Source organism: Streptomyces sp. NPDC056948 (assembly GCF_042674225.1).
Taxonomy (GTDB): Bacteria; Actinomycetota; Actinomycetes; order Streptomycetales; family Streptomycetaceae; genus Streptomyces; species Streptomyces purpurascens.
In genome coordinates this window covers 1-24,188 of sequence record NZ_JBHUQX010000097.1, presented here as the reverse complement: position 1 = coordinate 24,188, position 24,188 = coordinate 1, and the positions used below count along the sequence as shown (strand labels likewise).

At 71.6% G+C, this 24,188-nt stretch carries 25 protein-coding genes; 17 read left to right on the top strand and 8 right to left on the bottom strand.

Going from position 1 to position 24,188, the window contains the following annotated elements; all coding sequences use genetic code 11:
* The first annotated feature begins 158 nt into the window (after window positions 1–158).
* Complete coding sequence (locus ACFTZL_RS15145; protein WP_382581754.1) at window positions 159–1,814, top strand: phospho-sugar mutase; 1,656 nt, start codon at window positions 159–161, stop codon at window positions 1,812–1,814.
* Window positions 1,815–1,860: 46 nt separating this feature from the next.
* On the opposite strand, the gene ACFTZL_RS15140 is transcribed toward ACFTZL_RS15145, so the two are convergent.
* The gene (locus tag ACFTZL_RS15140; RefSeq protein WP_382581751.1) at window positions 1,861–2,547 is read right to left on the bottom strand and encodes a PH domain-containing protein; all 687 of its coding nucleotides are present in this window, start codon (window positions 2,545–2,547) and stop codon (window positions 1,861–1,863) included.
* A gap of 246 nt (window positions 2,548–2,793) precedes the next feature.
* Here ACFTZL_RS15140 and deoC point away from each other — a divergent pair, with 246 nt between their 5' ends.
* Genes deoC through ACFTZL_RS15125 form a run of 3 tightly spaced genes read left to right on the top strand, consistent with a single transcriptional unit; the run spans window position 2,794 to window position 6,092 of the window.
* Window positions 2,794–3,756 carry a deoxyribose-phosphate aldolase gene (gene deoC, locus ACFTZL_RS15135; protein WP_382581748.1) on the top strand — a complete coding sequence of 321 codons (963 nt, stop codon included), beginning with the start codon at window positions 2,794–2,796 and terminating at the stop codon, window positions 3,754–3,756.
* A 22-nt stretch (window positions 3,757–3,778) separates the two neighbouring features.
* Window positions 3,779–5,215, top strand: a complete 1,437-nt coding sequence (locus tag ACFTZL_RS15130) for an aldehyde dehydrogenase family protein (RefSeq protein WP_382581745.1) — start codon at window positions 3,779–3,781, stop codon at window positions 5,213–5,215.
* Window positions 5,208–6,092, top strand: coding sequence for an aldehyde dehydrogenase family protein (locus ACFTZL_RS15125; protein WP_382581742.1), 885 nt, complete (start codon window positions 5,208–5,210; stop codon window positions 6,090–6,092). Before ACFTZL_RS15130 ends, ACFTZL_RS15125 begins: the two co-directional genes overlap by 8 nt.
* A gap of 86 nt (window positions 6,093–6,178) precedes the next feature.
* Here ACFTZL_RS15125 and ACFTZL_RS15120 read toward each other — a convergent pair whose 3' ends face one another.
* Complete coding sequence (locus ACFTZL_RS15120; RefSeq protein WP_382581740.1) at window positions 6,179–6,934, bottom strand: TetR/AcrR family transcriptional regulator; 756 nt, start codon at window positions 6,932–6,934, stop codon at window positions 6,179–6,181.
* Window positions 6,935–7,050: 116 nt separating this feature from the next.
* Here ACFTZL_RS15120 and ACFTZL_RS15115 point away from each other — a divergent pair, with 116 nt between their 5' ends.
* Both ACFTZL_RS15115 and ACFTZL_RS15110 read left to right on the top strand, forming a co-directional pair.
* The gene (locus ACFTZL_RS15115) at window positions 7,051–7,647 is read left to right on the top strand and encodes an NADPH-dependent FMN reductase (protein WP_382581737.1); all 597 of its coding nucleotides are present in this window, start codon (window positions 7,051–7,053) and stop codon (window positions 7,645–7,647) included.
* Complete coding sequence (locus tag ACFTZL_RS15110; protein ID WP_382581734.1) at window positions 7,644–9,167, top strand: MDR family MFS transporter; 1,524 nt, start codon at window positions 7,644–7,646, stop codon at window positions 9,165–9,167. Before ACFTZL_RS15115 ends, ACFTZL_RS15110 begins: the two co-directional genes overlap by 4 nt.
* Window position 9,168: 1 nt before the next feature.
* Here the strand turns inward: ACFTZL_RS15110 and ACFTZL_RS15105 are convergent, their stop codons facing one another.
* Window positions 9,169–9,570 (bottom strand): hypothetical protein, encoded by a 402-nt coding sequence (locus ACFTZL_RS15105; protein ID WP_382581731.1) that lies wholly within the window; start codon window positions 9,568–9,570, stop codon window positions 9,169–9,171.
* 56 nt (window positions 9,571–9,626) lie between these two features.
* Between ACFTZL_RS15105 and ACFTZL_RS15100 the strand changes: the two genes are divergently transcribed.
* Entirely contained in the window at window positions 9,627–10,331 is a 705-nt protein-coding gene (locus ACFTZL_RS15100; protein WP_382581728.1) for a uridine kinase, read from the top strand.
* Between the two features lie 248 nt (window positions 10,332–10,579).
* On the opposite strand, the gene ACFTZL_RS15095 is transcribed toward ACFTZL_RS15100, so the two are convergent.
* Complete coding sequence (locus tag ACFTZL_RS15095) at window positions 10,580–11,323, bottom strand: SigE family RNA polymerase sigma factor (RefSeq protein ID WP_382581725.1); 744 nt, start codon at window positions 11,321–11,323, stop codon at window positions 10,580–10,582.
* 237 nt (window positions 11,324–11,560) lie between these two features.
* Here ACFTZL_RS15095 and afsQ1 point away from each other — a divergent pair, with 237 nt between their 5' ends.
* The 5 genes from afsQ1 (at window position 11,561) to ACFTZL_RS15070 (ending at window position 15,418) form a co-directional block, all read left to right on the top strand.
* Window positions 11,561–12,238, top strand: a complete 678-nt coding sequence (afsQ1, locus tag ACFTZL_RS15090; protein ID WP_097219620.1) for a two-component system response regulator AfsQ1 — start codon at window positions 11,561–11,563, stop codon at window positions 12,236–12,238.
* Complete coding sequence (locus ACFTZL_RS15085; protein ID WP_382581722.1) at window positions 12,235–13,839, top strand: ATP-binding protein; 1,605 nt, start codon at window positions 12,235–12,237, stop codon at window positions 13,837–13,839. The genes afsQ1 and ACFTZL_RS15085 overlap by 4 nt, the downstream gene beginning before the upstream one ends.
* Window positions 13,839–14,459, top strand: coding sequence for a hypothetical protein (locus ACFTZL_RS15080; protein ID WP_382581720.1), 621 nt, complete (start codon window positions 13,839–13,841; stop codon window positions 14,457–14,459). Before ACFTZL_RS15085 ends, ACFTZL_RS15080 begins: the two co-directional genes overlap by 1 nt.
* A gap of 97 nt (window positions 14,460–14,556) precedes the next feature.
* Entirely contained in the window at window positions 14,557–15,141 is a 585-nt protein-coding gene (locus ACFTZL_RS15075; RefSeq protein ID WP_382581718.1) for a VanZ family protein, read from the top strand.
* A 64-nt stretch (window positions 15,142–15,205) separates the two neighbouring features.
* Window positions 15,206–15,418: a PspC domain-containing protein gene (locus tag ACFTZL_RS15070; RefSeq protein WP_184591126.1), complete on the top strand. Its 213-nt coding sequence runs from the start codon at window positions 15,206–15,208 to the stop codon at window positions 15,416–15,418.
* Between the two features lie 85 nt (window positions 15,419–15,503).
* On the opposite strand, the gene ACFTZL_RS15065 is transcribed toward ACFTZL_RS15070, so the two are convergent.
* A complete protein-coding gene (locus ACFTZL_RS15065) occupies window positions 15,504–15,830 on the bottom strand; it encodes an ATP-binding protein (protein WP_382581716.1) in 327 nt (108 codons plus the stop codon).
* Window positions 15,831–15,972: 142 nt separating this feature from the next.
* Window positions 15,973–17,130 carry an adenosine deaminase gene (locus ACFTZL_RS15060; protein ID WP_382581714.1) on the bottom strand — a complete coding sequence of 386 codons (1,158 nt, stop codon included), beginning with the start codon at window positions 17,128–17,130 and terminating at the stop codon, window positions 15,973–15,975.
* A gap of 123 nt (window positions 17,131–17,253) precedes the next feature.
* On the opposite strand from ACFTZL_RS15060, the gene ACFTZL_RS15055 reads away from it, so the two are divergent.
* The gene (locus ACFTZL_RS15055; protein ID WP_382581712.1) at window positions 17,254–18,015 is read left to right on the top strand and encodes an alpha/beta hydrolase; all 762 of its coding nucleotides are present in this window, start codon (window positions 17,254–17,256) and stop codon (window positions 18,013–18,015) included.
* Between the two features lie 98 nt (window positions 18,016–18,113).
* Here ACFTZL_RS15055 and ACFTZL_RS15050 read toward each other — a convergent pair whose 3' ends face one another.
* A complete protein-coding gene (locus ACFTZL_RS15050) occupies window positions 18,114–19,073 on the bottom strand; it encodes a LysR family transcriptional regulator (RefSeq protein WP_382581710.1) in 960 nt (319 codons plus the stop codon).
* Window positions 19,074–19,136: 63 nt separating this feature from the next.
* On the opposite strand from ACFTZL_RS15050, the gene ACFTZL_RS15045 reads away from it, so the two are divergent.
* From ACFTZL_RS15045 to ACFTZL_RS15035, 3 genes are all read left to right on the top strand, one after another.
* Complete coding sequence (locus ACFTZL_RS15045; protein WP_382581709.1) at window positions 19,137–20,408, top strand: MFS transporter; 1,272 nt, start codon at window positions 19,137–19,139, stop codon at window positions 20,406–20,408.
* A 98-nt stretch (window positions 20,409–20,506) separates the two neighbouring features.
* Window positions 20,507–21,667, top strand: coding sequence for a DNA polymerase III subunit beta (gene dnaN, locus ACFTZL_RS15040; protein WP_382581707.1), 1,161 nt, complete (start codon window positions 20,507–20,509; stop codon window positions 21,665–21,667).
* Between the two features lie 140 nt (window positions 21,668–21,807).
* Window positions 21,808–22,824, top strand: coding sequence for a sigma-70 family RNA polymerase sigma factor (locus tag ACFTZL_RS15035; RefSeq protein WP_382581705.1), 1,017 nt, complete (start codon window positions 21,808–21,810; stop codon window positions 22,822–22,824).
* On the opposite strand, the gene ACFTZL_RS15030 is transcribed toward ACFTZL_RS15035, so the two are convergent.
* Complete coding sequence (locus tag ACFTZL_RS15030; protein ID WP_382581703.1) at window positions 22,708–23,094, bottom strand: STAS domain-containing protein; 387 nt, start codon at window positions 23,092–23,094, stop codon at window positions 22,708–22,710. The genes ACFTZL_RS15035 and ACFTZL_RS15030 overlap by 117 nt on opposite strands.
* A 138-nt stretch (window positions 23,095–23,232) precedes the next feature.
* On the opposite strand from ACFTZL_RS15030, the gene ACFTZL_RS15025 reads away from it, so the two are divergent.
* Window positions 23,233–24,159 (top strand): AEC family transporter, encoded by a 927-nt coding sequence (locus ACFTZL_RS15025; RefSeq protein ID WP_382581701.1) that lies wholly within the window; start codon window positions 23,233–23,235, stop codon window positions 24,157–24,159.
* The last annotated feature ends 29 nt before the right edge of the window (window positions 24,160–24,188 follow it).

Sequence of the window (24,188 nt, the reverse complement as noted above, 5' to 3'; positions counted from 1 at the left end):
GTCGGTATCCGCCCCCATCGCGCCGTTCCGAGGACGGACACCCCCCGACACGTCCCCGACCCACCCCCGGCGAGACGGCGCTGCGCGCACCCCCACCAAAGCCGCACAGGCGAAGCACGCACCGCGCACCCCCGACAACCGAGAGGCTGACCCCGACCGTGCACGACGAACTCATCGCACAGGCCCAGGCGTGGCTCACCGAGGACCCCGACCCGGACACCCGCACCGAGCTCGCCCGCCTCCTCGACGCCCAGGACCACACCGAACTCGCCGCCCGCTTCTCCGGCACACTCCAGTTCGGCACCGCCGGCCTCCGAGGCGAACTCGGCGCCGGCCCCATGCGCATGAACCGCTCGGTCGTCATCCGCGCCGCCGCGGGCCTCGCCGCGTACCTCAAGAAGCAGGGCCACGACGACGGCCTCGTCGTCATCGGCTACGACGCCCGCCACAAGTCACACGACTTCGCCCAGGACACCGCCGCCGTCATGACCGGCGCCGGCCTCCGCGCCGCCGTCCTCCCCCGCCCCCTCCCCACCCCCGTCCTCGCCTTCGCCATACGCCACCTCGGCGCGGTCGCCGGCGTAGAGGTCACCGCCAGCCACAACCCACCCCGCGACAACGGCTACAAGGTCTACCTGGGCGACGGCTCCCAGATCGTCCCGCCCGCCGACGCCGACATCGCCGTGGAGATCGCCGCCGTCCCGTCCCTCACCACCGTCCCCCGCCCCACCCAGGGCTGGGACACCCTCGACGACAGCGTCCTCGACGCCTACCTCGCCCGCACCGACGCCGTACTGGCCAAGGATTCCCCCCGCACGGCCCGCACGGTGTACACGGCGATGCACGGCGTCGGCAAGGACGTCCTCCTGGCCGCCTTCGCGCGCGCAGGCTTCCCCGCCCCGGCCCTCGTCACGGAACAGGCCGACCCCGACCCGGACTTCCCGACCGTCGCGTTCCCCAACCCGGAAGAACCCGGCGCGATGGACCTGGCCTTCGCCACCGCCCGCGCAACCGCCCCCGACCTGATCATCGCCAACGACCCGGACGCGGACCGCTGCGCCGTCGCGGTGCGAGACGGCAACGACAACGACACCGACACCGACACCGACTGGCGCATGCTCCGCGGCGACGAGGTCGGCGCCCTCCTCGCCGCCCACCTGGTCCACCGCGGAGCGACCGGCACGTTCGCGGAGTCGATCGTCTCGTCCTCCCTCCTCGGCCGCATCGCCGAGAAGGCGGGCCTCCCCCACGTCGAAACGCTCACCGGCTTCAAGTGGATCGCCCGCGCCGAGGGCCTGCGCTACGGCTACGAGGAGGCCCTCGGCTACTGCGTGGACCCCGACGGCGTACGCGACAAGGACGGCATCACGGCCGCGCTCCTGATCACGGAACTGGCGTCGCGGCTCAAGTCGGAAGGCCGCACTCTCCTCGACCTCCTCGACGACCTGGCCGTGGAACACGGCCTGCACGCCACGGACCAGTTGTCGGTCCGCGTGGAGGATCTCTCCCTCATCGCCGCCGCGATGCACCGCCTGCGCGAACAGCCCCCGACCGAACTCGCCGGCCTCCCCATCACCCGCACCGACGACCTCACCCAGGGCACGGAAAGCCTCCCGCCCACCGACGGCCTGCGCTACACGCTCGACGGCGCCCGGGTGATCGTCCGCCCGAGCGGCACGGAGCCGAAGCTGAAGTGCTACCTGGAGGTCGTGATCCCGGTCGCGTCACACACCGACCTCCCCACGGCCCGCGCGAAGGCGACGACGCTACTGGAGTCGATCAAACGCGACCTGTCGACGGCAGCGGGCATCTGACCACACGACACGAAAGGGGTGCCCCTCCCAGGGCACCCCTGCTGGGCTACCCCACAGCCAGCAGAATCGCGACGAGCACCACCCCGGCAACCGCCGGCCCCACCACCTCATAGGCCCACCGCACGGTCACCTCACCCTGCGCCGTCTCCGCCCGGTGCCGCGCCTCGTGCAGCCCCCGCAGCTCATCCATGATCCGGTCGGTCTCCGCACGCGCGGGCCCCTCGGGCTCCGGACCACCGCCACCGAGCCCCTGCCCCAGCCCCGCACGCATCCCGAGAGCGCTGCCACGCCCCTCGTCCCGCCCCATGGCCCGCCGTGCCTGCGCGGTCGCCCGCATGTCACGCCGCGCGGCCTTCTTACGGGCGCGCAGCGACACGGGGACGGCCCACAACTGGTACTTGGCGCCGGACTCGGTGAGGACCTCGTTCGAGTAGGCGGACTTCAGCGAGGCGACCTGCCCCCAGGGCAGCGCGATGACGCGGAAGGGGTTGCGGATCCGCAGCCGGTCGTCGCCCGCGTACACGGCAGGCCGCAGGGTGAAGGCGACGACGAGCGGCACGATGAGCAGCATCAGTGCGAGCGCCAGCCACTGCGTGCGCCCCTCCCCCGAGACGAGCGCGTCGATGCCGAGCCACCCGGCGATGGCGAGCAGCAGCACACCACCGGCGATGGCCGGGACCGACCGGTAGACCCGGTCCTTGGACTCGGGCGACTGGGACTCGGGACTCGTCATACCTCGATTCTGCCGGACGCCGACACCCCCACCCCCGGCACCCCAGCTCAAGCCACCGCCCTCCACTCAAGGCCCAAACCACCACCACCCGCCCCACCCCACAGCCGCCCCGCCCCACAACCGCCCCCACCCAGCCGCCCCACACCCCCCGCACCCCCCACACCCCCCGCACCCCCCGCACCCCCACCCAAGACAACCCCGGGGCTGTACAGCCGCTACGCGCGTAGATATGCTCGTCTGGTGACCATGCCCAGTTCTGCACTCACCGCAGCTCACCCCCTCAAGGACGTCGCCGCGTCCGACAGCGCGCTGCGCCGCTTCCTCCACGGGCTCCCCGGCGTCGACGCGGTCGGACTCGAGGGACGTGCGGCCTCCCTCGGTACGCGTTCGATCAAGACGACCGCGAAGGCGTACGCCATCGACCTCGCCATCTCGATGGTCGACCTGACGACGCTGGAAGGCGCGGACACCCCGGGCAAGGTCCGGGCGCTCGGCGTCAAGGCGGTCAGGCCCGACCCGACCGACCGTACGGCGCCCGCCACGGCCGCGGTCTGCGTCTACCCCGACATGGTGGCCGTGGCCAAGGAGGCCGTCGCCGGCTCCGGTGTGAAGGTCGCCTCCGTCGCCACGTCCTTCCCGGCGGGCCGTGCCCCGCTCACGGTCAAGCTGGCCGACGTCCGCGAGGCCGTCGCCGCGGGCGCCGACGAGATCGACATGGTCATCGACCGCGGCGCGTTCCTCGCGGGCCGGTACCTGAAGGTGTACGACGAGATCACCGCCGTGCGGGAGGCCTGCGGGACCTCGGCCCGCCTGAAGGTCATCTTCGAGACGGGCGAGCTGTCGACGTACGACAACATCCGCCGCGCGAGCTGGCTCGGGATGCTGGCGGGCGCGGACTTCATCAAGACCTCCACCGGCAAGGTCGCGGTGAACGCCACCCCCGCCAACACCCTCCTCATGCTGGAGGCCGTCCGCGACTTCCGCGCTCAGACCGGCATCCAGGTCGGCGTGAAGCCGGCCGGCGGCATCCGCACCACCAAGGACGCCGTCAAGTTCCTCGTCCTGGTCAACGAGACCGCGGGAGAGGACTGGCTGGACAACCACTGGTTCCGCTTCGGCGCCTCCTCGCTGCTGAACGACCTGCTGATGCAGCGCCAGAAGCTGGCCACCGGCCGCTACTCCGGCCCCGACTACGTGACGGTGGACTGAGACCCCCATGAACATGGAAAACGTGTCACCCGCATTCGCATACGCCCCGGCCCCGGAGTCCCGCGCGATCGTCGACATCGCGCCCTCCTACGGTCTGTTCATCGACGGTGAGTTCACCGAGGCGGCCGACGGCAAGGTCTTCAAGACGGTCAGCCCCTCCTCCGAAGAGGTCCTCGCCGAGATCGCCCAGGCGGGCGAGGCGGACGTGGACCGCGCCGTGCAGGCCGCCCGCAAGGCCTTCGAGAAGTGGTCGGCGCTCCCGGGCGCGGAGCGCGCGAAGTACCTCTTCCGGATCGCCCGCATCATCCAGGAGCGCTCCCGCGAGCTCGCCGTCCTCGAGACCCTCGACAACGGCAAGCCGATCAAGGAGACGCGCGACGCCGACCTGCCCCTGGTCGCCGCGCACTTCTTCTACTACGCGGGCTGGGCCGACAAGCTCGACCACGCGGGCTACGGCGCGAACCCGAGGCCCCTCGGCGTGGCGGGCCAGGTCATCCCCTGGAACTTCCCGCTCCTGATGCTGGCGTGGAAGATCGCCCCGGCCCTCGCGACGGGCAACACGGTCGTCCTCAAGCCGGCGGAGACGACCCCCCTCTCGGCCCTCTTCTTCGCGGACATCTGCCGCCAGGCGGGTCTCCCCAAGGGCGTCGTCAACATCCTCCCCGGCTACGGCGACGCGGGCGCCGCGCTGGTGTCCCACCCGGACGTGAACAAGGTCGCCTTCACCGGCTCCACGGCCGTCGGCAAGGAGATCGCGCGCACGGTCGCCGGCACCCGCAAGAAGCTCACGCTCGAACTGGGCGGCAAGGGTGCCAACATCGTCTTCGACGACGCCCCGATCGACCAGGCCGTCGAGGGCATCGTGAACGGCATCTTCTTCAACCAGGGCCAGGTCTGCTGCGCCGGCAGCCGCCTCCTGGTCCAGGAGTCGATCCAGGACGAGCTGCTCGAATCCCTCAAGCGCCGCCTGTCGACGCTGCGCCTCGGCGACCCGCTCGACAAGAACACGGACATCGGAGCGATCAACTCCGAGGAGCAGCTCTCGCGTATCACCTCCCTCGTCGAGCAGGGCGAGGCGGAGGGCGCGGAGCGCTGGTCGCCGGCCTGTGAACTGCCGGAGAGCGGCTACTGGTTCGCCCCGACGCTCTTCACGAACGTCACCCAGGCGCATCGGATCGCCCGCGACGAGATCTTCGGCCCGGTGCTGTCGGTCCTGACCTTCCGCACCCCGGACGAGGCGGTCGCCAAGGCCAACAACACGCCGTACGGCCTCTCCGCCGGTATCTGGACGGAGAAGGGCTCGCGCATCCTGGCGGTCGCGAACAAGCTCCGCGCGGGTGTCGTCTGGTCCAACACGTTCAACAAGTTCGACCCGACCTCGCCGTTCGGCGGGTACAAGGAGTCGGGCTTCGGCCGCGAGGGCGGCCGCCACGGCCTGGAGGCGTACCTCGATGTCTGATCGGCTCAACGTCCTGAAGACCTACAAGCTGTACGTCGGCGGGAAGTTCCCGCGTTCCGAGAGCGGCCGGGTGTACGAGGTGACGGACTCGAAGGGCAAGTGGCTGGCGAACGCGCCCCTGTCCTCCCGCAAGGACGCCCGTGACGCCGTGGTCGCGGCCCGCAAGGCCTTCGGCGGCTGGTCCGGCGCGACGGCGTACAACCGCGGCCAGGTCCTCTACCGCGTCGCCGAGATGCTGGAGGGCCGCCGCGACCAGTTCATCCGTGAGGTGGCCGACGCGGAGGGCCTGTCGAAGTCCAAGGCGGCGGCGGTCGTGGACGCGACGATCGACCGCTGGGTCTGGTACGCGGGCTGGACCGACAAGATCGCCCAGGTGGTCGGCGGCGGCAACCCGGTGGCGGGCCCGTTCTTCAACCTGTCCTCCCCCGAGCCGACGGGCGTGGTCGCGGTCCTGGCACCCCAGGAGTCGTCCTTCCTGGGCCTGGTCTCGGTGGTGGCCCCGGTCATCGCCACCGGCAACACGGCGATCGTGGTGGCGAGCGAGAAGTCCCCTCTCCCCGCCCTGTCCCTGGCCGAGGTGCTGGCCACCTCGGACGTCCCCGGCGGCGTGGTCAACGTCCTCTCGGGCCGCACGGCCGAGATCGCGACCCCGCTCGCGTCCCATCAGGACGTCAACGCGATCGACCTCGCGGGCGCCGACGAGGTCCTCGCGAAGGAGCTGGAGATCGCGGCGGCCGAAAACCTCAAGCGCGTCCTCCGTCCACAGCCTGTGGATTACGCGGAGACCCCGGGCACCGACCGCATGACGGCGTTCCTGGAGACGAAAACGGTCTGGCACCCCACGGGGTCACTGGGCGCATCGGGTTCCTCGTACTAGACGCCCCGGCACCCCCTCGATACGGAAGCCCCGGCCCTCCTCCGTCCAGGAAGGCCGGGGCTTCTCGCGTGCCCGCACGCGGCCCCTCAGATCCCGAGCCGCTGCGCGATGCCGTCGAGTACACAGTCGAGGCCGAGCCCGAACTCCCAGGCCCGGTCGTCCTTGCGGGCCGCGCTGAGGGCGTACTGCTCGTAGGTCGGATAGCGGCCGGTGCTCATCAGGTAGACCATCTGCGGGGCGAGCGCCTGGCGGGTCTCGTCGCCGCTGGTCCAGCCATGGCGTTCCTGGTACTCCCGCATGGCGATCTCGGTCTGGGCCGCACCGTGCACGAAGGACGTGACGGCCCGGAAGGCGGCCATGACCGAGTCGGCGTCCAGGCCGCAGACGGCGAGCGCGGCCAACTGCCGTTCCGCCACGGCCATCCGCGACGGCGTCAGCATGATCACCGGGGTGGGCATGACCGCCATCCACGGGTGGGCGAGCATCAACTCCCGTGTCTGGAGGGCGTAGGTGCGCAGCACGTCCCGCCAGTCCGTCGCCCCGTCCGGCACGGCCAGCTCCCGGGACACCCGGTCGATCATGAGCGCCCAGAGGTCGTCCTTGCCGTTGACGTGCCGGTAGGCGGCCATGGGCGCGACGCCGAGCTTCGTGGCGAGGCGGCGCATGGTGACGGCCGCGCCGCCCTCCTCGTCGGCGATCTCGACCGCGGCGGCGGCGATCCGCTCCAGGGTCAGTGAGGTGCGAGGGGCCGGGGCGGGCCGCTCCATGCGTTCCCAGAGAGTGGGCGCCTCCGCCCCGCTCTCCCCGCTCTCCTCGCCCTCCTTCTTCTTCGCGACCGCCATGGTCCGCTCCTCCCGGTCGACATGCCGCGTACAGCGTATCTCCAGTAGACGACGTACACATCGATGTGTACGTTGTACGCACAGAAGATACGCCGTACACATCCAGGGGGAGACCCATGCCCGCCACCGCCGAACCGCTCCGCGTCGCCGTTCTCGTCGGCTCGACCCGGGAGGGACGCTTCGCGCCCGTCGTGACGAAGTGGCTGACCGGCCACCTCGACCAGCGCGACGACCTGCGCGCCGATGTCGTCGACCTCGCGGAGACGCCGCTGCCGACGGTGTTCCCGGCCTTCGGACAGCAGCCGCCGCCCGGCACCGAGGAGCGGCTTGCCCTCGTGTCACCCCGGCTCGCGGCGGCCGACGCCTTCGTCCTCGTCACGCCCGAGTACAACCACAGCTTCCCGGCGTCCCTGAAGAACGCGATCGACTGGCACGGCGAGGAGTGGCACGGCAAGCCGGTCGGCTTCGTCTCCTACGGCGGCCTGTCCGGCGGTCTGCGCGCGGTGGAGCAACTGCGGGTCGTCATGGCCGAGGTGAACGCCGCGACCATCCGCAACACCGTCAGCCTCCACAACGCCTGGAGCCGCTTCGACGAGGACGGCACCTGCACGGACCCCGCCGCCGACACGGCCGCGAAGGCCCTGCTCGACCAGCTCGTCTGGTGGGGCCACGCCCTGCGGGACGCCAAGTCCGTCCGCGACTACGTCGCATGACCGGGGAGACCACGGCCTCGCCCGCGAGCACGGCACATCCGGCCCGGCCGGACGCCCCGCCCTCCCGGCTCGTCATCCTCGGCCTGCTGCTCGGCATCGTGCTCGCCACGCTCGACGGAACCATCGTCGGCACCGCGCTGCCCACCATCGTCGGCGACCTGGGCGGCCTCGACCATCTGTCCTGGGTGATCACGGCCTATCTGCTCACCACCGCCGTCTCCACCCCGATCTGGGGGAAACTCGGCGACCTCTACGGCCACAAGGGCAGCTACCTCACCTCCATCACCGTGTTCCTCGTCGGCTCCGCGCTGTGCGGACTCGCCCAGGACATGGGCCAGTTGATCGCCTTCCGGGCTCTTCAGGGCATCGGTGCGGGCGGCCTCTTCGTGGGCGCGCTCGCCCTCATCGGCACCCTGCTCACCCCGGCCGAGGCCGGGCGGGCCCAGTCGCTGATCGGGGTGCTGCTGCCCGCCGCGATGATCGGCGGACCGTTGGCCGGCGGCTTCCTCACCGACCAGCTCGACTGGCGCTGGGTGTTCTACGTCAACATCCCGGTCGGCGCGGTGGCACTCGCCCTGATCGGCTTCGGGGTGCGGTTGCGGGCCGCCCGGGTCAAGGCCCGGATCGACCTGGCCGGAGCCGGGCTGCTGACCGGCGCGATCCTCGCCCTGACCCTCCTCGCGAGCTGGGCCGGGACGACGTACGCCTGGTCGTCACCGCAGGTCATCGCGCTCGCCCTGGTCTCCGCGGTCGCGCTGGCCGCCTTCGTGCGGGTCGAGCGGCGCGCCCCGGAACCGGTGATCCCGCCCCGGCTGTTCCGCGACCGCAACTTCTCGGTGGCGCAGGTGCTCAGCTTCGTCACGGGCGCGGCCATGCTGGCGGCGGCGAGCTATCTGCCCCAGTACCTGCAGTTCGTACGGGACATGTCGTCCACCGAGAGCGGACTGCTGCTGCTCCCGCTGATGCTGGGCATGATGGCCGCCCAGCTCGTCATCGGCCGGAGGGTCGGCGACGGCGGGCGCTACCGCGGCTACCCCATCGCGGGCGCCGCGCTGGCCGTGGCGGGGGCGCTGGCCCTGCTGACGCTCGACACGGCCACGACGGCACCTGTGGCCTCCGGCCTGACGCTGGTGCTGGGCGTGGGCATCGGCTGTCTGATGCAGCCGACGATGCTCATCACGATGAACAGCGCGGAACCACGCGACATGGGCGCGGCCAGTGGCACCCAGACGTTGCTGCGCACCATCGGCGGCTCGCTCGGCGTCGCCGTCCTCGGCTCCGTCTACACCGGCCGACTCACCGCCGCGGTCACGGACCGGCTCGGCACCGACGGCGCCCGGCTGACCGGCGGTGAGCTCACCCCCGAGGCGCTGCGGGACCTGCCGGAGCCGGTCCGGCACGCCTTCCGGGCGGGCGTGGTGGACGGATTGCACGGTGTCGCGCTCGGCACGGCCGTCCTGTGCGCCGTGGCGTTCGCGGTGTCCTGGCTGGTCCGGGAGGTCCCGCTGCGGGGCCGTTGAACTACCCCGAGACCAGCCTGGTGACCTGGCTCAGCACCAAGGCGTCCCCGACCGACGGCGCCTGGGCCACCGGGCCCGTCACCTCCCTGGAATCCATCGGCTTGAAGTCGGCGACCTCGGTGCCGACGCCGTTGTCGAGCGGGTCGGCTCCCGTGCCGGCGAGGGGATTGGGCTTGAGGCCCGTGACGGTGCCGGTGGTGTAGGCGAGGGTGTCGCTCGCGGCCAGGAGGCCGGCCCGGGTGTCGGTCTTTCCCGGGGAGGTGTGGATCACGTCCAGGACCGAGCCGGTTCCCGGCGCGGCCGACGCCGCCCCCGCACCCGCCCCCAGCGCCACTCCCGCGGTCGCGAGGACGGCCAGGGCACGCTGGACGGTCGGCTTCTTGGGTGAGACGTGTCGGGCCATCACTGCCACCTTCTGACGCTCTGGGTAATCGAATCAGTACGAAGGGTAGTTGAGATGTGACGCACGCATCAAAGACGACCCGCGGGGTCGTACGGCCCCCCTGGGATGCCTCACACTGGTGTCCCGTGAGTTCCCCTCTGCCCATACCGACGCGAGTCGTGCTGCTCTGCGGCCCTTCCGGCTCCGGCAAGTCCCTTCTCGCGGCCCGCTCCGGCCTTCCGGTGCTGCGGCTCGACGACTTCTACAAGGAGGGCAACGACCCGACTCTGCCTTTGGTGGCGGGAAGTTCGGACAGCGACTGGGACCATCCGGACTCCTGGGACGCGGACACGGCCGTCGACGCGATCACCCAACTGTGCCGCACGGGCCGCACGGCCGTCCCCGTCTACGACCTCTCGCTCAGCGCCCGCACCGGCGAGGAGACGGTCGAGATCGGACGGACCCCGCTGTTCCTCGCGGAGGGCATCTTCGCCGCGGAGATCGTCACACGCTGCCGGGAACTCGGCGTCCTGGCCGACGCGCTGTGCCTGAGCCGCGGCCCGGTGAAGACGTTCCGCCGCCGCTTCCTGCGGGACCTCAAGGAGGGCCGCAAGTCGGTGCCGTTCCTGCTGCGCCGCGGCTGGCGCCTGATGCGGCAGGAGCGCTCCATCGTCGCCCGCCAGACCGCGCTGGGCGCGTACGCCTGCGACCGCGACGAGGCGATGGGCCGGCTGGCGGCCGCCGCGGCGGGCCGGTGCGCGATCCTCCGCACGGCGGCCTGAGCGGCGACGACGTCAGGCAGACAGACGGACAGACGGACAGACGGACAGACAACGTAAGACGCAAGAACGAGAAAAGCGGGACTGGACGGACCCCCCGGCCCTCCAGTCCCGCTCTTGTGTTCCCCCGTGGTGCTCCCCCGTTCCCTCCCCCTCGTTCCCCCGTGTCCCCACTTCTCCCTGAGGAGACGCCCCCCAGCGCCTCCGCAGTCCCCCGTGGGCCCCCTTGTGGTGCTCCCCCCCCCGAACCTTCAGGCCACGAGCTCGCCGAAGGCGTCTTCCTCGTCACGGCCGAAGCTGAGGACCTCGTCCTCGCGCAGCCGGCGGAGCGACCGCCAGATGCTGGACTTCACCGTGCCGACACTGATGTCGAGGATCTCCGCGATCTCCGGGTCCGTGCGGCCCTCGTAGTAACGAAGGACCAGCATGGTGCGCTGGAGTTCGGGGAGGCGGGCGAGCGCCTGCCACAGGACGGCGCGCAGCTCGGTGCCGCGCATCGCGTCCGTGTCACCGGCGGTCTCCGGCAGCTCCTCGGTCGGGTATTCGTTCAGCTTGCGGCGGCGCCACGCGCTGATGTGCAGGTTGGTCATGGTGCGGCGGAGGTATCCGCCGACCGCCGCCTTGTCACTGATCCGGTCCCACGCCCGGTAGGTCGAGAACAGCGCGCTCTGCAGCAGGTCCTCGGCCTCGAAGCGGTCGCCGGTGAGGTGGTAGGCGGTGGCGTACAGGGAGGCGCGGCGCTCCTGGACGTAGGCGGTGAACTCCGCCTCCGACAGCGAACGGCGCTCCCCCGAGTCCTCCCTGTACGCGGCTCCCCCGTGAGCCTTGCCGTCCCCCGTGTGTGCGTCGACCACCGTCATGTAACCGGTGTGCTGACGCCCGGTGCCGCGAGCGCACCCCCGCCCGCTCACGGCACCGGACTTCTCGGAACTCCGGTGCACGTCGTGCAGACGCGTGATCACTGCGCTGGTGCTGATGCCGTGCAGCGTGTTCATCTCGCGCCCCCCGTCGTGGACTTCCGGTGTGCGGCCCGCCGGTCGGGCGGGCTTCCTTGCCTGTGCCGAGAAGCTTGCCCCGGCACTTTCATCGCCGTGTCCGCCGACTGTCACAGGCCTGTCACAGGGCTCGGCCACAGGACGAGCACGGTTCGTACACAGGTGTCGGCGGTAGGCGTGGCCCTGATCTCGGCCCACAGGTCGAACCCCGCCCCCCTCATGGGCCAGAATGAGCCCGTGCCTTCCCTGTTGCTGATCGAGGACGACGACGCCATCCGGACGGCCCTGGAGCTCTCACTGACGCGCCAGGGTCACCGCGTGGCGACCGCTGCCAGCGGTGAGGACGGTCTGAAGCTGCTGCGCGAGCAGCGGCCGGATCTGATCGTGCTGGATGTGATGCTGCCCGGCATCGACGGGTTCGAGGTGTGCCGGCGCATCCGGCGCACGGACCAGTTGCCGATCATCCTGCTCACCGCGCGCAATGACGACATCGACGTGGTCGTCGGGCTGGAGTCCGGCGCCGACGACTATGTCGTCAAACCGGTGCAGGGGCGTGTGCTCGACGCCCGGATCCGGGCCGTGCTGCGGCGTGGCGAGCGGGAGTCCAATGACGCGGCGTCGTTCGGCAGCCTCGTCATCGACCGCTCGGCGATGACCGTGACCAAGAACGGCGAGGACCTCCAGCTCACGCCGACCGAGCTGCGGCTGCTGCTGGAGCTGAGCCGGCGGCCGGGGCAGGCGCTGTCCCGGCAGCAGCTCCTGCGGCTGGTGTGGGAGCACGACTACCTGGGTGACTCGCGGCTCGTGGACGCCTGTGTCCAGCGGCTGCGTGCCAAGGTCGAGGACGTGCCGTCGTCCCCGACGCTGATCCGTACCGTGCGGGGTGTCGGCTACCGGCTGGACGCGCCTCAGTGACACAGGCGCACCAAGGGGGGGCCCGCGGCTGGACCGGGGCGCGCAAGGGAGTTCTGTCGCGGCTGCGCTTCACCAGCCTGCGGCTGAGGCTGGTCGTCGTCTTCGGCCTGGTGGCCCTGACGGCCGCCGTGTCCGCGTCCGGCATCGCGTACTGGCTCAACCGCGAGGCGGTCCTCACCCGCACCCAGGACGCCGTGCTGCGCGACTTCGAGCAGGAGATGCAGAACCGGGCGGGCGCGCTGCCCGAGCGGCCGACGCAGGACGAGTTGCAGCACACCGCGGGCCAGATGGCGGGCAGCGACCAGCGCTTCAGCGTGCTGCTGGTCGCCCGCGGCGCCGACGGCAGGACCGTCTACGGCAGCTCCGGCGGGCTGAGCGGCTTCTCGCTGCGGGACGTGCCGGCCTCGCTGCGTACGGCGGTGAACAAGACGCAGAAGGTGGACGGGGCCAACAAGCACCCGTACCACCTGTACTGGCAGCGGGTCATAGACCACGACACGCCGTATCTCGTGGCCGGGACGCGGGTGATCGGCGGCGGCCCGACCGGCTACATGCTCAAGTCGCTGGAACCGGAGGCGAAGGATCTGAACTCGCTCGCCTGGTCGCTGGGAATCGCCACGGGACTCGCGCTGATCGGCTCGGCGCTGCTCGCGCAGGCCGCCGCGACGACGGTGCTGAAGCCCGTGCAGCGGCTCGGGGCGGCAGCGCGGCGGCTCGGCGAGGGCAAGCTGGACACTCGGCTCAGGGTGTCGGGCACCGACGAACTCGCCGATCTGTCCCGGACGTTCAACAACGCGGCCGAGGCGCTGGAGAAACGGGTCGCCGACATGGCAGCGCGGGACGAGGCGTCCCGGCGGTTCGTCGCGGACATGAGCCATGAGCTGCGTACGCCGCTCACCGCCATCACCGCCGTGACGGAGGTGCTGGAGGAGGAGCTGGAGGCGGAGACCGGGAGCATGGACCCGATGATCGAGCCCGCCGTCCGGCTGGTGGTCAGCGAGACGCGGCGGCTGAACGACCTGGTCGAGAACCTGATGGAGGTCACCCGCTTCGACGCGGGCACCGCCCGGCTCGTCCTGGACGACGTCGACATCGCCGACCAGATCACCGCGTGCATCGACGCCCGGGCCTGGCTGGACGCGGTCGAGCTGGACGCCGAGCGCGGTATCCACGCCCTGCTGGATCCGCGCCGTCTCGACGTCATCCTGGCCAACCTCATCGGCAACGCGCTCAAGCACGGCGGCTCGCCGGTGCGGGTGATCGTCCGCGCGGAAGACGACTCGCTCGTCATCGAGGTGCAGGACCACGGGCCCGGCATCCCCGAGGACGTGCTGCCGCATGTCTTCGACCGGTTCTACAAGGCCAGCGCCTCCCGGCCGCGCTCCGAGGGCAGCGGCCTGGGCCTGTCCATCGCCCTGGAGAACGCCCACATCCACGGCGGCGAGATCATCGCGGCCAACTCGGCCGACTCGGGCGCGGTGTTCACCCTGCGGCTCCCGCTCGGCACCTCCGCCTCGGCGGAACAGCCCGCCGAGGACGAGCAGGAGCCCGGACCCGACGCCGACCGGAGCCAGGCCGGGGACTCGAAGGGGGATGCCTGATGACCACCCGACGTCCACGAGCCCTGGCGCGGCTGGCCGGCCTGCCCGTGCTCGCCGTCCTGCTGGCCGGCTGCGGGATCCGGGCGACGGAGGTGCCGACGAACTTCGGGCCCGCGCCCTCGCGGGTGCGGTGTTCGCTCGCCGAGCCCGATGTGTCGACACAGGCCACGCGGGGGCTGCCGGTGCAGGTGTTCCTGCTGTGCGGGTCCTCGCTGGTGACCGTCGACCGGACCGTACGGGTCCCGGACGGCGCGGCCGACTCCGAGCGGCGCATGCTGGTGGCGCAGGGCCTGCTGGACGAGCTCGCCGAGACCCCCTCGCCCGCCGAGAAGGAGGCCGGCTACAGCACGGACGTACGCGGCGGCATCACCGTGGGCGGGCCCGGGAAGGGCGACCCGGAGGACACGCTGCGGCTGAGCACGGCGCCGGACAGCCTCACCTCGTACGCCCTGGCCCAGATCGTCTGCACCTTCTCCGACTCCGCCGCCGCCGAGGGCGACGGCTCCGTGGTCCTCGGCGGCCCCGGCCCCGAGTCCCCGCGCCGCTACGAGTGCACCGACGAGGTGCGGGCCCGCCCGGGCGGCACGGAACCACCGTCCAAGGACGTGGCCGGCGAGTGAGCCGGCGGCGGGATCCGACGGGCTGTGGCGCACGCCTCACAGGCCTCCCGGGGTGCATCCCGGAACCGATCCTGCCGGAGACCGCGTCTAGGGGGGCGTGCAGCGTCAAGGCTCCATCGGCGGCAGCGCCGAGTTCCGCATCCGTGTGACAGGAGGTGTCCTCCTCGTCGCACACCTCGCGTTCGTCGCCTGGTTCACGTTGCGGCCGTTGGAGGTGCCCTGGGTGATGCCCGCCAATCTGCGGCCGTTCGCCGGGATCCGGGGCGATCTCGCCCTGGGCTGGCCCGAGGCGGCCCGTCACATCGGCGAGAAGCTGGCCCTGCTCGCCCCGCTGGGCGTGCTGCTGCCGATGGTGAGCGGCAGGCTGGTGGTCTCGCCGCTGGCGTCCCTGCTGCGCACCGTCGCGGCCGGAGCCCTGCTGTCGCTGGGCATCGAGCTGTTGCAGACCGGCGTGCCCGGTCAGGTCGTGGATGTCGACTCGCTGTTCCTCAACACCGCGGGCGTGGCCCTCGCGCATCTCGCGCTGGTCCCCGCGGGCCGCTTCTGGCTGCGCCGCCGCACCACCGCGCCCCTGACCCGCACGCCCCTCCCCCCGGAGGAGCCGGCTCAGGGTCGGACCCCGACGATTCCCAGGGTCGGGATCGCCCCGTGGAGCGACGCTTTGCCCCCTTCGTCTCCGTAGCGTGGAGTGCAGATGGGGTACTCGGACGAGAGACCTCGCACACCGACGCTAAAAGGAGTCGCACATGTCCCGCCTCGCCCGCCCCACCCACGGCCGCATGATCGGCGGAGTGTGCGCCGCGCTGGCCCGGCGCTTCGGCACCTCCACCACGACGATGCGGGTGATCTTCCTGGTCTCGTGCCTGCTGCCCGGCCCGCAGTTCCTGCTGTACATCGCGCTGTGGATCGTGCTGCCCTCGGAGGACAAGGTGCGGAACAAGGCCCAGACGGCCTGGTGACCGCCCGCCGCGGAAACGCCGATGGGGCGCACCCTGTGTCCAGGGGTGCGCCCCATCGGCGTGTGCGTCCGCACGGGCGGGAGGGTCAGGCGACGGGAATGCCGTTCACCGGGAGCCCGCCGAGCAGCTTGGGGGCCGGGCCGTTCGGGCCCTGGGCGAGCAGTTCCCCGGCGACCGGCTGGGCGGCGGCGACACCGGTACCGGCCAGGCTCTGCCCCTGACCCACCGCCTCACCCGAGCCCGCCGGCAGCGTCTGGGAGAGCTGCTCCGCCGGGAGCGTCTGGGTGACGCCCTCCAGCGCCTGGGTGGCGTCCGGGACGGCCGGGGCGGCGCTGGCGGCGCCCGCACCGGTGGCGGCGAAGGCGGCACCGAGAGCGGCGACACCGAGGGACTTGGCAGCAGACTGCTTCATGAAAACGCGTCCTCGCAATGGGATGACGGGGTGTGTGAGCGGTGCGGCGACCGTAATCACGCGGCACCACCCGCCGCAAACATCGAAATGCGGACGGCTTGTGAACACCGTCCGCATTCCCTGTGCGCCCATTCCCCCGGGGTCAGCCCTCCGAATCCACAGAGCCGCTGGTGGAGGCGGTCTGCCGGAACAGCCATTCGGATTTCAGCTCGGCGTATCCCGGCTTGATCACGTCATTGATCATGGCGAGTCGTTCATCGAAAGGAATGAACGCTGATTTCATCGCATTGACTGAGAACCACTGCATGTCGTCGAGCGTGTAACCGAACACCTCGACAAGATGCTCGAATTCCCGGCTCATGCTGGTGTAGGACATGAGGCGATTGTCCGTATTGACGGTGGCGCGGAAATGCAGCCGGCGCAGCAGCCCGATGGGGTGTTCGGCGTACGAGGACGCCGCCCCGGTCTGAAGGTTGGAGCTCGGGCACAGCTCCAGCGGGATGCGCTTGTCCCGGACGTACGAGGCGAGCCGCCCGAGTTCGACCCGGCCGTCCTCGTGGACCTGGATGTCGTCGATGATCCGCACGCCGTGCCCGAGCCGGTCGGCGCCGCACCACTGGAGGGCCTGCCAGATGGACGGCAGCCCGAAGGCCTCGCCGGCGTGGATGGTGAAGTGGTTGTTCTCGCGCTTCAGGTACTCGAAGGCGTCCAGGTGCCGGGTGGGCGGGTAGCCGGCCTCGGCGCCCGCGATGTCGAACCCGACGACGCCCAGGTCCCGGTAACGGTTGGCGAGTTCGGCGATCTCCAGGGCGCGGGCCGCGTGCCGCATGGCGGTCAGCAGGGCGCCGACGCGGATGCGGTGGCCGTTCTCCCTGGCGCGCCGCTCCCCTTCCCGGAAGCCCTCGTTGACGGCCTCGACCACCTCTTCGAGGCTCAGCCCGGCCTCGAGGTGCTGCTCGGGGGCGTAGCGCACCTCGGCGTAGACGACGCCGTCCCCGGCGAGGTCCTCGGCGCACTCGGCGGCGACCCGGACCAGGGCGTCGCGGGTCTGCATGACGCCGACGGTGTGGGAGAAGGTCTCCAAGTACCGCTCCAGGGAACCGGAGTCGGCGGCCTCGCGGAACCAGAGGCCGAGCTTCTCGGGGTCGGTCTCGGGGAGCTGCGTATAGGCGTTCTCGCGGGCGAGTTCGACGATCGTGGCGGGGCGCAGGCCGCCGTCGAGGTGGTCGTGCAGCAGAACCTTGGGCGCCCGGCGGATCTGGTCCGGTGTCGGGGTGTTCGCGATGGTCTGGCTCGTCATTTCCGCACTCTAACTCCTACGCGCGTAGATGGCGCCTCTTCGGCCCCTTTACGTTTTCGTCGATACGTAACGGTGACCCCGGGGACGGGTCGAATACACCCGTGCTTCTGACACTGTTCTGTCATGGCACACCAAGCGACGCCGGTTCGCAGGGCCCGGCTGGGCAGGACACTCGGTCCGGAGCCGACGGCGGTGAGCGGCGTGGTGCTGCTGCTGCCCAACGGGGACGAGAACTCCGGCCGCAGACCTTCGCCCATGCTGGCGACCGCCTCCGTACGCGCCCTGGGGCGCCGGCTGGCCCGCGCGGGCCGGGACGAGGGTCTGGTCGCGCACGTGGTGCACTACCGCTGCCGCGGCTGGAACGGCAGCGAGGCCAACCTCGCGGCCGATGCCGCCTGGGCGGCCGACGAGGTCGTACGGCGTTACGGGGACGTGCCAATCTGCCTCGCGGGGACCGGCATGGGCGGCCGGGCCGGGCTGCGCGCGGGTGGGCACGAGGCCGTCAATTCCGTGCTGGCGCTGGCCCCCTGGCTGCCGGAGGAGGATGTGGCGGCGCCACCCGAACCGGTGAAGCAGTTGGTGGGGCGGCAGGTGCTGATCGTGCACGGCACGAACGACGAGCGGACGGATCCCGAGTTGTCGTTCCGGCTGGCGGCGCGGGCGAAGAAGGCGAATCGGGATGTGTGCCGGTTCGAAGTGCATACGGACGGGCACGGGTTGCATCAGTACCGGGATGAAGTGCTGGCGTTGGCCGAGGACTTCGTGATGGGGGCGGTGTACGGGCGGGCGGTGTCCCGACCCGTGCGGGACGCGTTCGCTGCGCCGCCGCCGTTGGGGTTGCGGATGCCGTTGGCTGCGGGCTTCGGTTCTTCGTTGCGGCGGTAGCGTCGTCGGGGTGCTTCTTGGTCGGCCTGTGCGGGTTGTCTGTGGCTTGTCGCGCCCACGCGGCGGAGCCGCAGATCGATACAGCCCCGCGCCCCTGACTAGGGCAGCAGACTGCCTCTTCTTGAGAGCAGGAACCTTTTGAAGGCTGCTACCGGGGGTGTGTCCGGATGACCCTCGAGCCAGGCCACGCCGATTTCGCGGACCGCTCGGGGGGCCGTGACCGTCAGTTCGACGACCCCGGGGCGAGGGACTGCCGGTGGGGGCAGAAGGGCGACTCCCAGGCCCGCTGCCACCAGGCCTCGGAGGGTTTCCGCCTCCTCTCCCTCGAAGGCGATACGGGGCTTGAAGCCCGCCTCCTGGCACAGGTCGTCGGTGATGCGGCGCATGCCGTAGCCGGGTTCCAGGGTGACGAAGGTTTCGTCGGCGGCTTCCGCGAGGCGGATGCGACGGCGGGTGGCGAGGGAGTGATCGGCGGGGACGACCAGGCGGAGTTTCTGTTCGTCGAGGCGGCGGGCCACCAGGCCGGGGGCGTCGGGGACGGGTGACGTCAGGCACAGGTCGAGTTCGCCCGCGCGGAGGCGTTCGAGCATGGCCTCGCCGTAGTTCTGGACCAGGCTGAAGCGGACGCGGGGATGGTCGGCGCGGAAGGCCTGGAGGAGGCCGGGGACGGTCTCGGCACCCATGGTGTGCAGGAAGCCGAAGGCGACCTTGCCGGTGGCCGGGTCGGCGTCGGCCCGCACCTCCTCGGCGGCGCGCTCGACCTCGGCCAGGGCGCGCTCGACGGAGGTGAGGAAGGTACGGCCGGCCGGGGTGAGGGAGACCGTACGGCCGTGGCGGGCGAAGAGATCGACGCCCAGGTCCTGCTCCAGGCGGGCCATGGACCGGGAGAGGGTCGACTGCGGGACGTTCATCTCCTGGGCGGCACGGGTGACGTGCTCGGTGCGGGCGACGCCGGCGAAGTACGCGAGGCGGGGAGCCAGCACCCTCGACATCTCTGCCATGTCTTCTGTGTCACTGGATGGTGACAGGCGAGCCTGTGAACTGGGTTGATGCACCATGGGAACGATTATCGCCGTTCCATGCATTGGACGGATCAGTGGGGGCGTACGTAATTTCGAAGCATGTCTCCCGCCAGTACCGGGGCGTCCACCACCGTGGGCGCCGATGTCTCTGTCCCTGCTTCCGACTCCCGTATGTCGCCGGGCGGGCCCGGCTACCGCCGGATGAGCCTCGCGCTCTTCCTCGCGGGTGTCGCGACCTTCGCGCTGCTGTATTCCACCCAGGCGCTGCTCCCGCTGATCTCCGGCGAGTTCGGGGTGGCGGCGAGCGACGCGAGCTGGACGGTGGCCGCCGCGACGGGCGGGCTGGCGCTGTTCGTGCTGCCGATGAGCGCCCTGTCCGAGCGCTTCGGACGGCGTGCGGTCATGACGGGGTCACTGGCCGTGGCCGTCACGATCGGGCTGCTGGTGCCCCTCGCCCCGTCGCTGGGCGTGCTGGTCGTGCTGCGGGCGCTCCAGGGCGCGGCCCTGGCCGGGCTGCCCGCGTCGGCGACCGCGTACCTCGCGGAGGAGGTCAGCCCCAAGGCGCTGGTCACCGCGATCGGGCTGTTCGTCGCCGGCAACAGCGTCGGCGGGATGAGCGGCCGGGTCATCACCGGCTGGGTCGCGCAGGAGTGGGGCTGGCGGGTCGCCGTCGGTGTCATCGGCGTGATCGCCGTGGCCTGCGCGGTGGCCTTCCGGGCGCTGATCCCCGCCCCCCAGCACTTCAAGCCGGGCTCGCTGCGCCCGCGTGTCCTGGCCCGCACGGTCCGCGGCCACCTGTCCAACCCGCTGCTGTGCCGACTGTACGCGATCGGCGCGCTGTTCATGACGGTGTTCGGCGGCGTGTACACGGTCATCGGCTACCGCCTGACCGAGGCCCCGTTCTCGCTGCCCCAGGGCATCATCGGCTCGATCTTCCTGGTGTACCTCGTCGGTACGGTGTCGGCGTCGACGGCGGGCCGGCTGGTGGGCCGTATGGGCCGCCGGGGCGCGCTGTACGCGGCGGGCGGTACGACGGCCGCGGGCCTGCTGCTGTCCCTGGCCGGGTCCCTGCCGCTGGTCCTGCTGGGCCTGGTCCTGATCACGGGCGGCTTCTTCGCGGGCCACGCGGTGGCCTCCTCGGCGGTCAGCAAGACGGCCACGACCGGCCGCGCGCAGGCCTCGGCGCTGTACCAGTCCGCCTACTACATCGGCTCCAGCGCGGGCAGCACGGTCGGCGCGATCGCCTTCCACGCGGGCGGCTGGGCCGGGACCGTCGGGGTCGGACTGCTGGCGGTGCTCGGCGTCGTGACGATCACGGTGTTCGGCACGCGGGCGGCTCGGCTGCAGCGGAGGCTGACCACGGCCGCCTGACCGTCCGCCGGAGCGTTCCCCCTGGTCGGGGCCGGTTGTCAGTGGGCGCGGATAACGTCCGCGTCTGCTGACCACCGGACCGAGCAGGGGGATTTTTCATGGAGTTCCGCATCGACCGTACGGCGTTCGCGGAGGCCGTGGGCCGGGCGGTGCGGGCGCTGCCCGCGCGGACGCCGGTGCCGGTGCTGGGCGGACTGCTGCTGGAGGCGGACGCGGGACGGCTCGCCGTGACGGGGTTCGACTTCGAGGCGGCGGTACGGGTGGAGGCCGAGGCGGAGGTCTCGGTGCCCGGGCGGGTGCTCGTCCTGGGGCGGCGGCTGCTGGACGTGTGCCGGGTGCTGCCCGAGGGGCCGGTGAGCTGTGCGCTGGAGGCGTCACGGTTCACGGTGGAGGCGGACGGTACGCGCTTCGGGCTCTCGACGCTGCCGCTCGCCGAGTACCCGGCCCTGCCGGCGGCGCCCGCGCCGTACGGCACGGTGGACGCCGCCGCGTTCGCGACCGCCGTCGCACAGGTCGCGGTCGCCGCCGGACGCGACGACACGCTGCCGCTGCTGACGGGCGTCCAACTGCGCCTCGACGGCGGGGAGATGACGCTGTCCGCCTCGGATCGCTACCGGTATGCGGTGCGGCGGCTGGAGTGGAAGCCGGGGGCGGCGGCCGACGGGGTGGTGGAGGCCGCCGAGGGGGTGGTGGAGGCCTTGCTGCCGTCGCGGCGGCTGCTGGACGTCGCGCGGTCACTGGGGCGCTGCGGGGACGTGCTCATCGGGTGGGATCCGGCCGGTGGCGGCGGGCTGATGGGTTTCGAGGGCGGGCCGACGCGGACGGCGCTGCGGCTCCTGGACGGGCGGCTGCCGGCGTACAAGTCGCTGTTCGACATGGCGGGGGCGGCGGTCGCCGAGGTGGAGTGCGAGGGGCTCGCGGAGGCCGTGCGGCGGGTCGCGGTGGTGGCGGAGGCGAACAGTCCGGTGCGGCTGGACTTCTCGGGCGACGGGTCCGTCATGCTGCGCGCCGGCTTCGGGGACGACGTGGCGGTCCAGCGGCTGCCGGCCACGCTGAGCGGGGCCGACGAGATGCCGGTGGCCTTCAACCCGGCCTATCTGCTGGACGCGCTGACGTCCTTCGAGAGCCCGCGGGTGCGGCTGGAGCTGCTGGGGGCGGGGCAGCGGGCGCTGCTGCACGGGGTGCCGGACGCCGGGGCGGGCACAGCGGAGGCCGGGACGCATCGGCATCTGCTGATGTCGGTGAAGCAACTGGTCTGAGGCGGCTGCAACTGGTCTGAAGAGGCTGCTCCTGCCTGCGCGTTTGTGCGCTCGGGGCGCCGTTGTCAGTGGGCTGCGGTAGCTTCCGAAGTGCTGGGCGCAATGGTGCGTGACAGAAATTCCACTGGGGTGGGTGGGCGATGACGAACGGCACGGCGACACCGACGGACCTGGACACCAGGCTGGAGGCACACCGGACCGAGCTGACCGGGTACTGCTACCGGATGCTCGGCTCCTCCTTCGAGGCCGAGGACGCGGTGCAGGACACGATGGTCCGCGCCTGGCGCAGCTACGACAAGTTCGAGGGCCGCTCCAGCCTCCGCTCCTGGCTCTACCGCATCGCGACCAACGTGTGCCTGGACATGCTGACCGCGGGGAACAAGCGCGCCCGGCCCATGGACCTCACCGAGTCCACCCCGCTCGCCCAGGCGGCCCTCTCCCCCCGCCCGGACAACACCTGGCTGGAGCCCATGCCGGACGCCCGCGTGCTGCCCTCGACCGACGACCCGGCGGAGGCGGCGATCGCCAAGGAGTCCGTACGGCTCGCCTTCATGGCCGCCCTGCAGCAACTGCCGGCCAAGCAGCGGGCGGTGCTGATCCTGCGCGAGGTCCTGGCCTGGAGGGCCAGCGAGGTCGCCGAGCTGCTGGACACCTCGGTGGCGTCGGTGAACAGCGCCCTCCAGCGGGCCCGCGCCACCCTGGCCGAGCGGCAGCAGCCGGGCGCCGACGCGGTCGTCTCCGACCCGCTGGACGAGGACCAGCAGAAGCTGCTCGACCGCTACATGGCGGCCTTCGAGGGCTACGACATGGCGGCGCTGACGGCCCTGCTGCACGAGGACGCGGTCATGACGATGCCGCCGTTCGACCTGTGGCTGACCGGCGTCGACGACATCACCGGCTTCATGACCACGCTCGGCGCGCCCTGCGCGGGCTCGCGGCTCGTGCCGGTCCAGGTCAACGGGCTGCCGGGGTTCGCGCAGTACAAGCCCGACCCGGAGAGCGGCGGCTTCATGCCGTGGGCGGTCCAGGTGCTGGAGATCTCAGACGGCCGGATCACCGGGTTCCACTGCTTCCTCGACACCGAGCGCTGGTTCCCGCTCTTCGACCTGCCCCTCCGTCTCGAAGCGGAGACCGACCAGGTCGAGCAGGGCGCGTAGGGCCGGGTCGGGGTCGCGGAGCCTGATCCGGCCTCCTGCCCGGCGGGCGGCGAGCTGGAGCCGCGCCAGCAGGTCGACGGTGGCGAGGCCAGGTGGCCCCAGGCCTCCGACATCGCACACCACGACCCGGGCACCGCTGGTGTGCAGCAGTGCCCGTACGTCGTCGCTCAGCCCTCTCACCTCGTCCCGGGTGACGGGGCCGGGCAGTACGAGCACGGGGGGTGTCATGGCGTCCACGATCGGTAGACCGGGCGGGCGGCTGTAACTCATCGCGACGGGCCTTCCTGTCGGCGCGCTGTGAAGATCACATTGACCGGGACATGGCCTTCCCCGGAGGGTTGGCTGTATGCCCCATGCACCTGCCCCTCCCGCGCTGCCTGATGCTCTCTTCGCCGGTGAGGGGGCGTCGTGCAGGGAGTACTGAGCGGGTTCGCGGTCATCGCCGTGGTCATCGGGGTCGGCTACTTGATCGGCCGCCGCGGCTACCTGGGCGACGGGGGCCGCGAGGTCCTGACCAAGCTGGCCTTCCACGTGGCGTCCCCGGCGCTGCTCTTCACGACGCTCGCGCAGGCCGACCTGTCGGTGATCTTCTCCGACCGGCTGCTGGTCACGGCGATGAGCACGGCAGCGGCGGCGGGGGTCTTCGTGGCGGTGGGTGCCGCGCGTGGGTGGGGTGTGGGCCGGACGACGATCGGCGCGCTGTGCTCCAGCTATGTCAACTCGGGGAACCTCGGCATCCCGATCGCCGTGTACGTCCTGGGTGACGCGTCACTGGTCGCGCCGGTGCTGCTGTTCCAGTTGGTCGGGGTCACTCCGGTGGCGCTGACGGTCCTGGACCTGGCGACCGTCGGGGACGAGGACAAGCGCCCCCTGTGGCAGAGCCTGCTCACCCCGCTCCGCAACCCCATAGCGCTGGGCTCCCTGGCCGGGGTGGCGGCATCGGCGACCGGCCTGCACGTCCCGGGCCCGCTGATGGACCCCCTGACCCTGATCGGCAACATGTCGGTCCCAGCGGTCCTCCTGGCCTTCGGTATCTCCCTGCGCGGCAGCACACTCCCCCTGCGCGGCGCGGAACGGGCCCCCGTCCTGCTGGCCGTCGCCCTCAAGGCCATCGCCCAGCCCTTGATCGCCTGGGCCCTGGCAGCGGGCGTCTTCGGCCTCCACGGAGCGTCCCTGCTCGACGTGGTGGTGACATCCGCCCTGCCGGCGGCGCAGAACCTGTTCACGTACGCGAGCAGCTACCGGGTGGGCGAGGTACTGGCGAGGGAGGCGATCCTGCTGTCGACGGTGCTGGCGGTGCCGGTGCTTGTGGTGGTGGCGGCGTTGCTGGGGTGACGGTCTCGGCGGAGACCGTCACCCAGAAG

Bases quoted from the DNA above. Each gene is read 5' to 3' on its own strand.
- ACFTZL_RS15115 (WP_382581737.1), top strand. From the start codon at position 7,051: ATGCCCGCCACCGCCGAACCGCTCCGCGTCGCCGTTCTCGTCGGCTCG.
- ACFTZL_RS15080 (WP_382581720.1), top strand. From the start codon at position 13,839: ATGACCACCCGACGTCCACGAGCCCTGGCGCGGCTGGCCGGCCTGCCC.
- ACFTZL_RS15070 (WP_184591126.1), top strand. From the start codon at position 15,206: ATGTCCCGCCTCGCCCGCCCCACCCACGGCCGCATGATCGGCGGAGTG.
- ACFTZL_RS15140 (WP_382581751.1), bottom strand. From the start codon at position 2,547: ATGACGAGTCCCGAGTCCCAGTCGCCCGAGTCCAAGGACCGGGTCTAC.
- deoC (WP_382581748.1), top strand. From the start codon at position 2,794: ATGCCCAGTTCTGCACTCACCGCAGCTCACCCCCTCAAGGACGTCGCC.
- ACFTZL_RS15110 (WP_382581734.1), top strand. From the start codon at position 7,644: ATGACCGGGGAGACCACGGCCTCGCCCGCGAGCACGGCACATCCGGCC.
- ACFTZL_RS15095 (WP_382581725.1), bottom strand. From the start codon at position 11,323: ATGAACACGCTGCACGGCATCAGCACCAGCGCAGTGATCACGCGTCTG.
- ACFTZL_RS15030 (WP_382581703.1), bottom strand. From the start codon at position 23,094: ATGAGTTACAGCCGCCCGCCCGGTCTACCGATCGTGGACGCCATGACA.
- ACFTZL_RS15105 (WP_382581731.1), bottom strand. From the start codon at position 9,570: ATGGCCCGACACGTCTCACCCAAGAAGCCGACCGTCCAGCGTGCCCTG.
- ACFTZL_RS15055 (WP_382581712.1), top strand. From the start codon at position 17,254: ATGGCACACCAAGCGACGCCGGTTCGCAGGGCCCGGCTGGGCAGGACA.
- dnaN (WP_382581707.1), top strand. From the start codon at position 20,507: ATGGAGTTCCGCATCGACCGTACGGCGTTCGCGGAGGCCGTGGGCCGG.
- ACFTZL_RS15060 (WP_382581714.1), bottom strand. From the start codon at position 17,130: ATGACGAGCCAGACCATCGCGAACACCCCGACACCGGACCAGATCCGC.
- ACFTZL_RS15035 (WP_382581705.1), top strand. From the start codon at position 21,808: ATGACGAACGGCACGGCGACACCGACGGACCTGGACACCAGGCTGGAG.
- ACFTZL_RS15065 (WP_382581716.1), bottom strand. From the start codon at position 15,830: ATGAAGCAGTCTGCTGCCAAGTCCCTCGGTGTCGCCGCTCTCGGTGCC.
- ACFTZL_RS15045 (WP_382581709.1), top strand. From the start codon at position 19,137: ATGTCTCCCGCCAGTACCGGGGCGTCCACCACCGTGGGCGCCGATGTC.
- ACFTZL_RS15120 (WP_382581740.1), bottom strand. From the start codon at position 6,934: ATGGCGGTCGCGAAGAAGAAGGAGGGCGAGGAGAGCGGGGAGAGCGGG.
- ACFTZL_RS15050 (WP_382581710.1), bottom strand. From the start codon at position 19,073: ATGGTGCATCAACCCAGTTCACAGGCTCGCCTGTCACCATCCAGTGAC.
- ACFTZL_RS15125 (WP_382581742.1), top strand. From the start codon at position 5,208: ATGTCTGATCGGCTCAACGTCCTGAAGACCTACAAGCTGTACGTCGGC.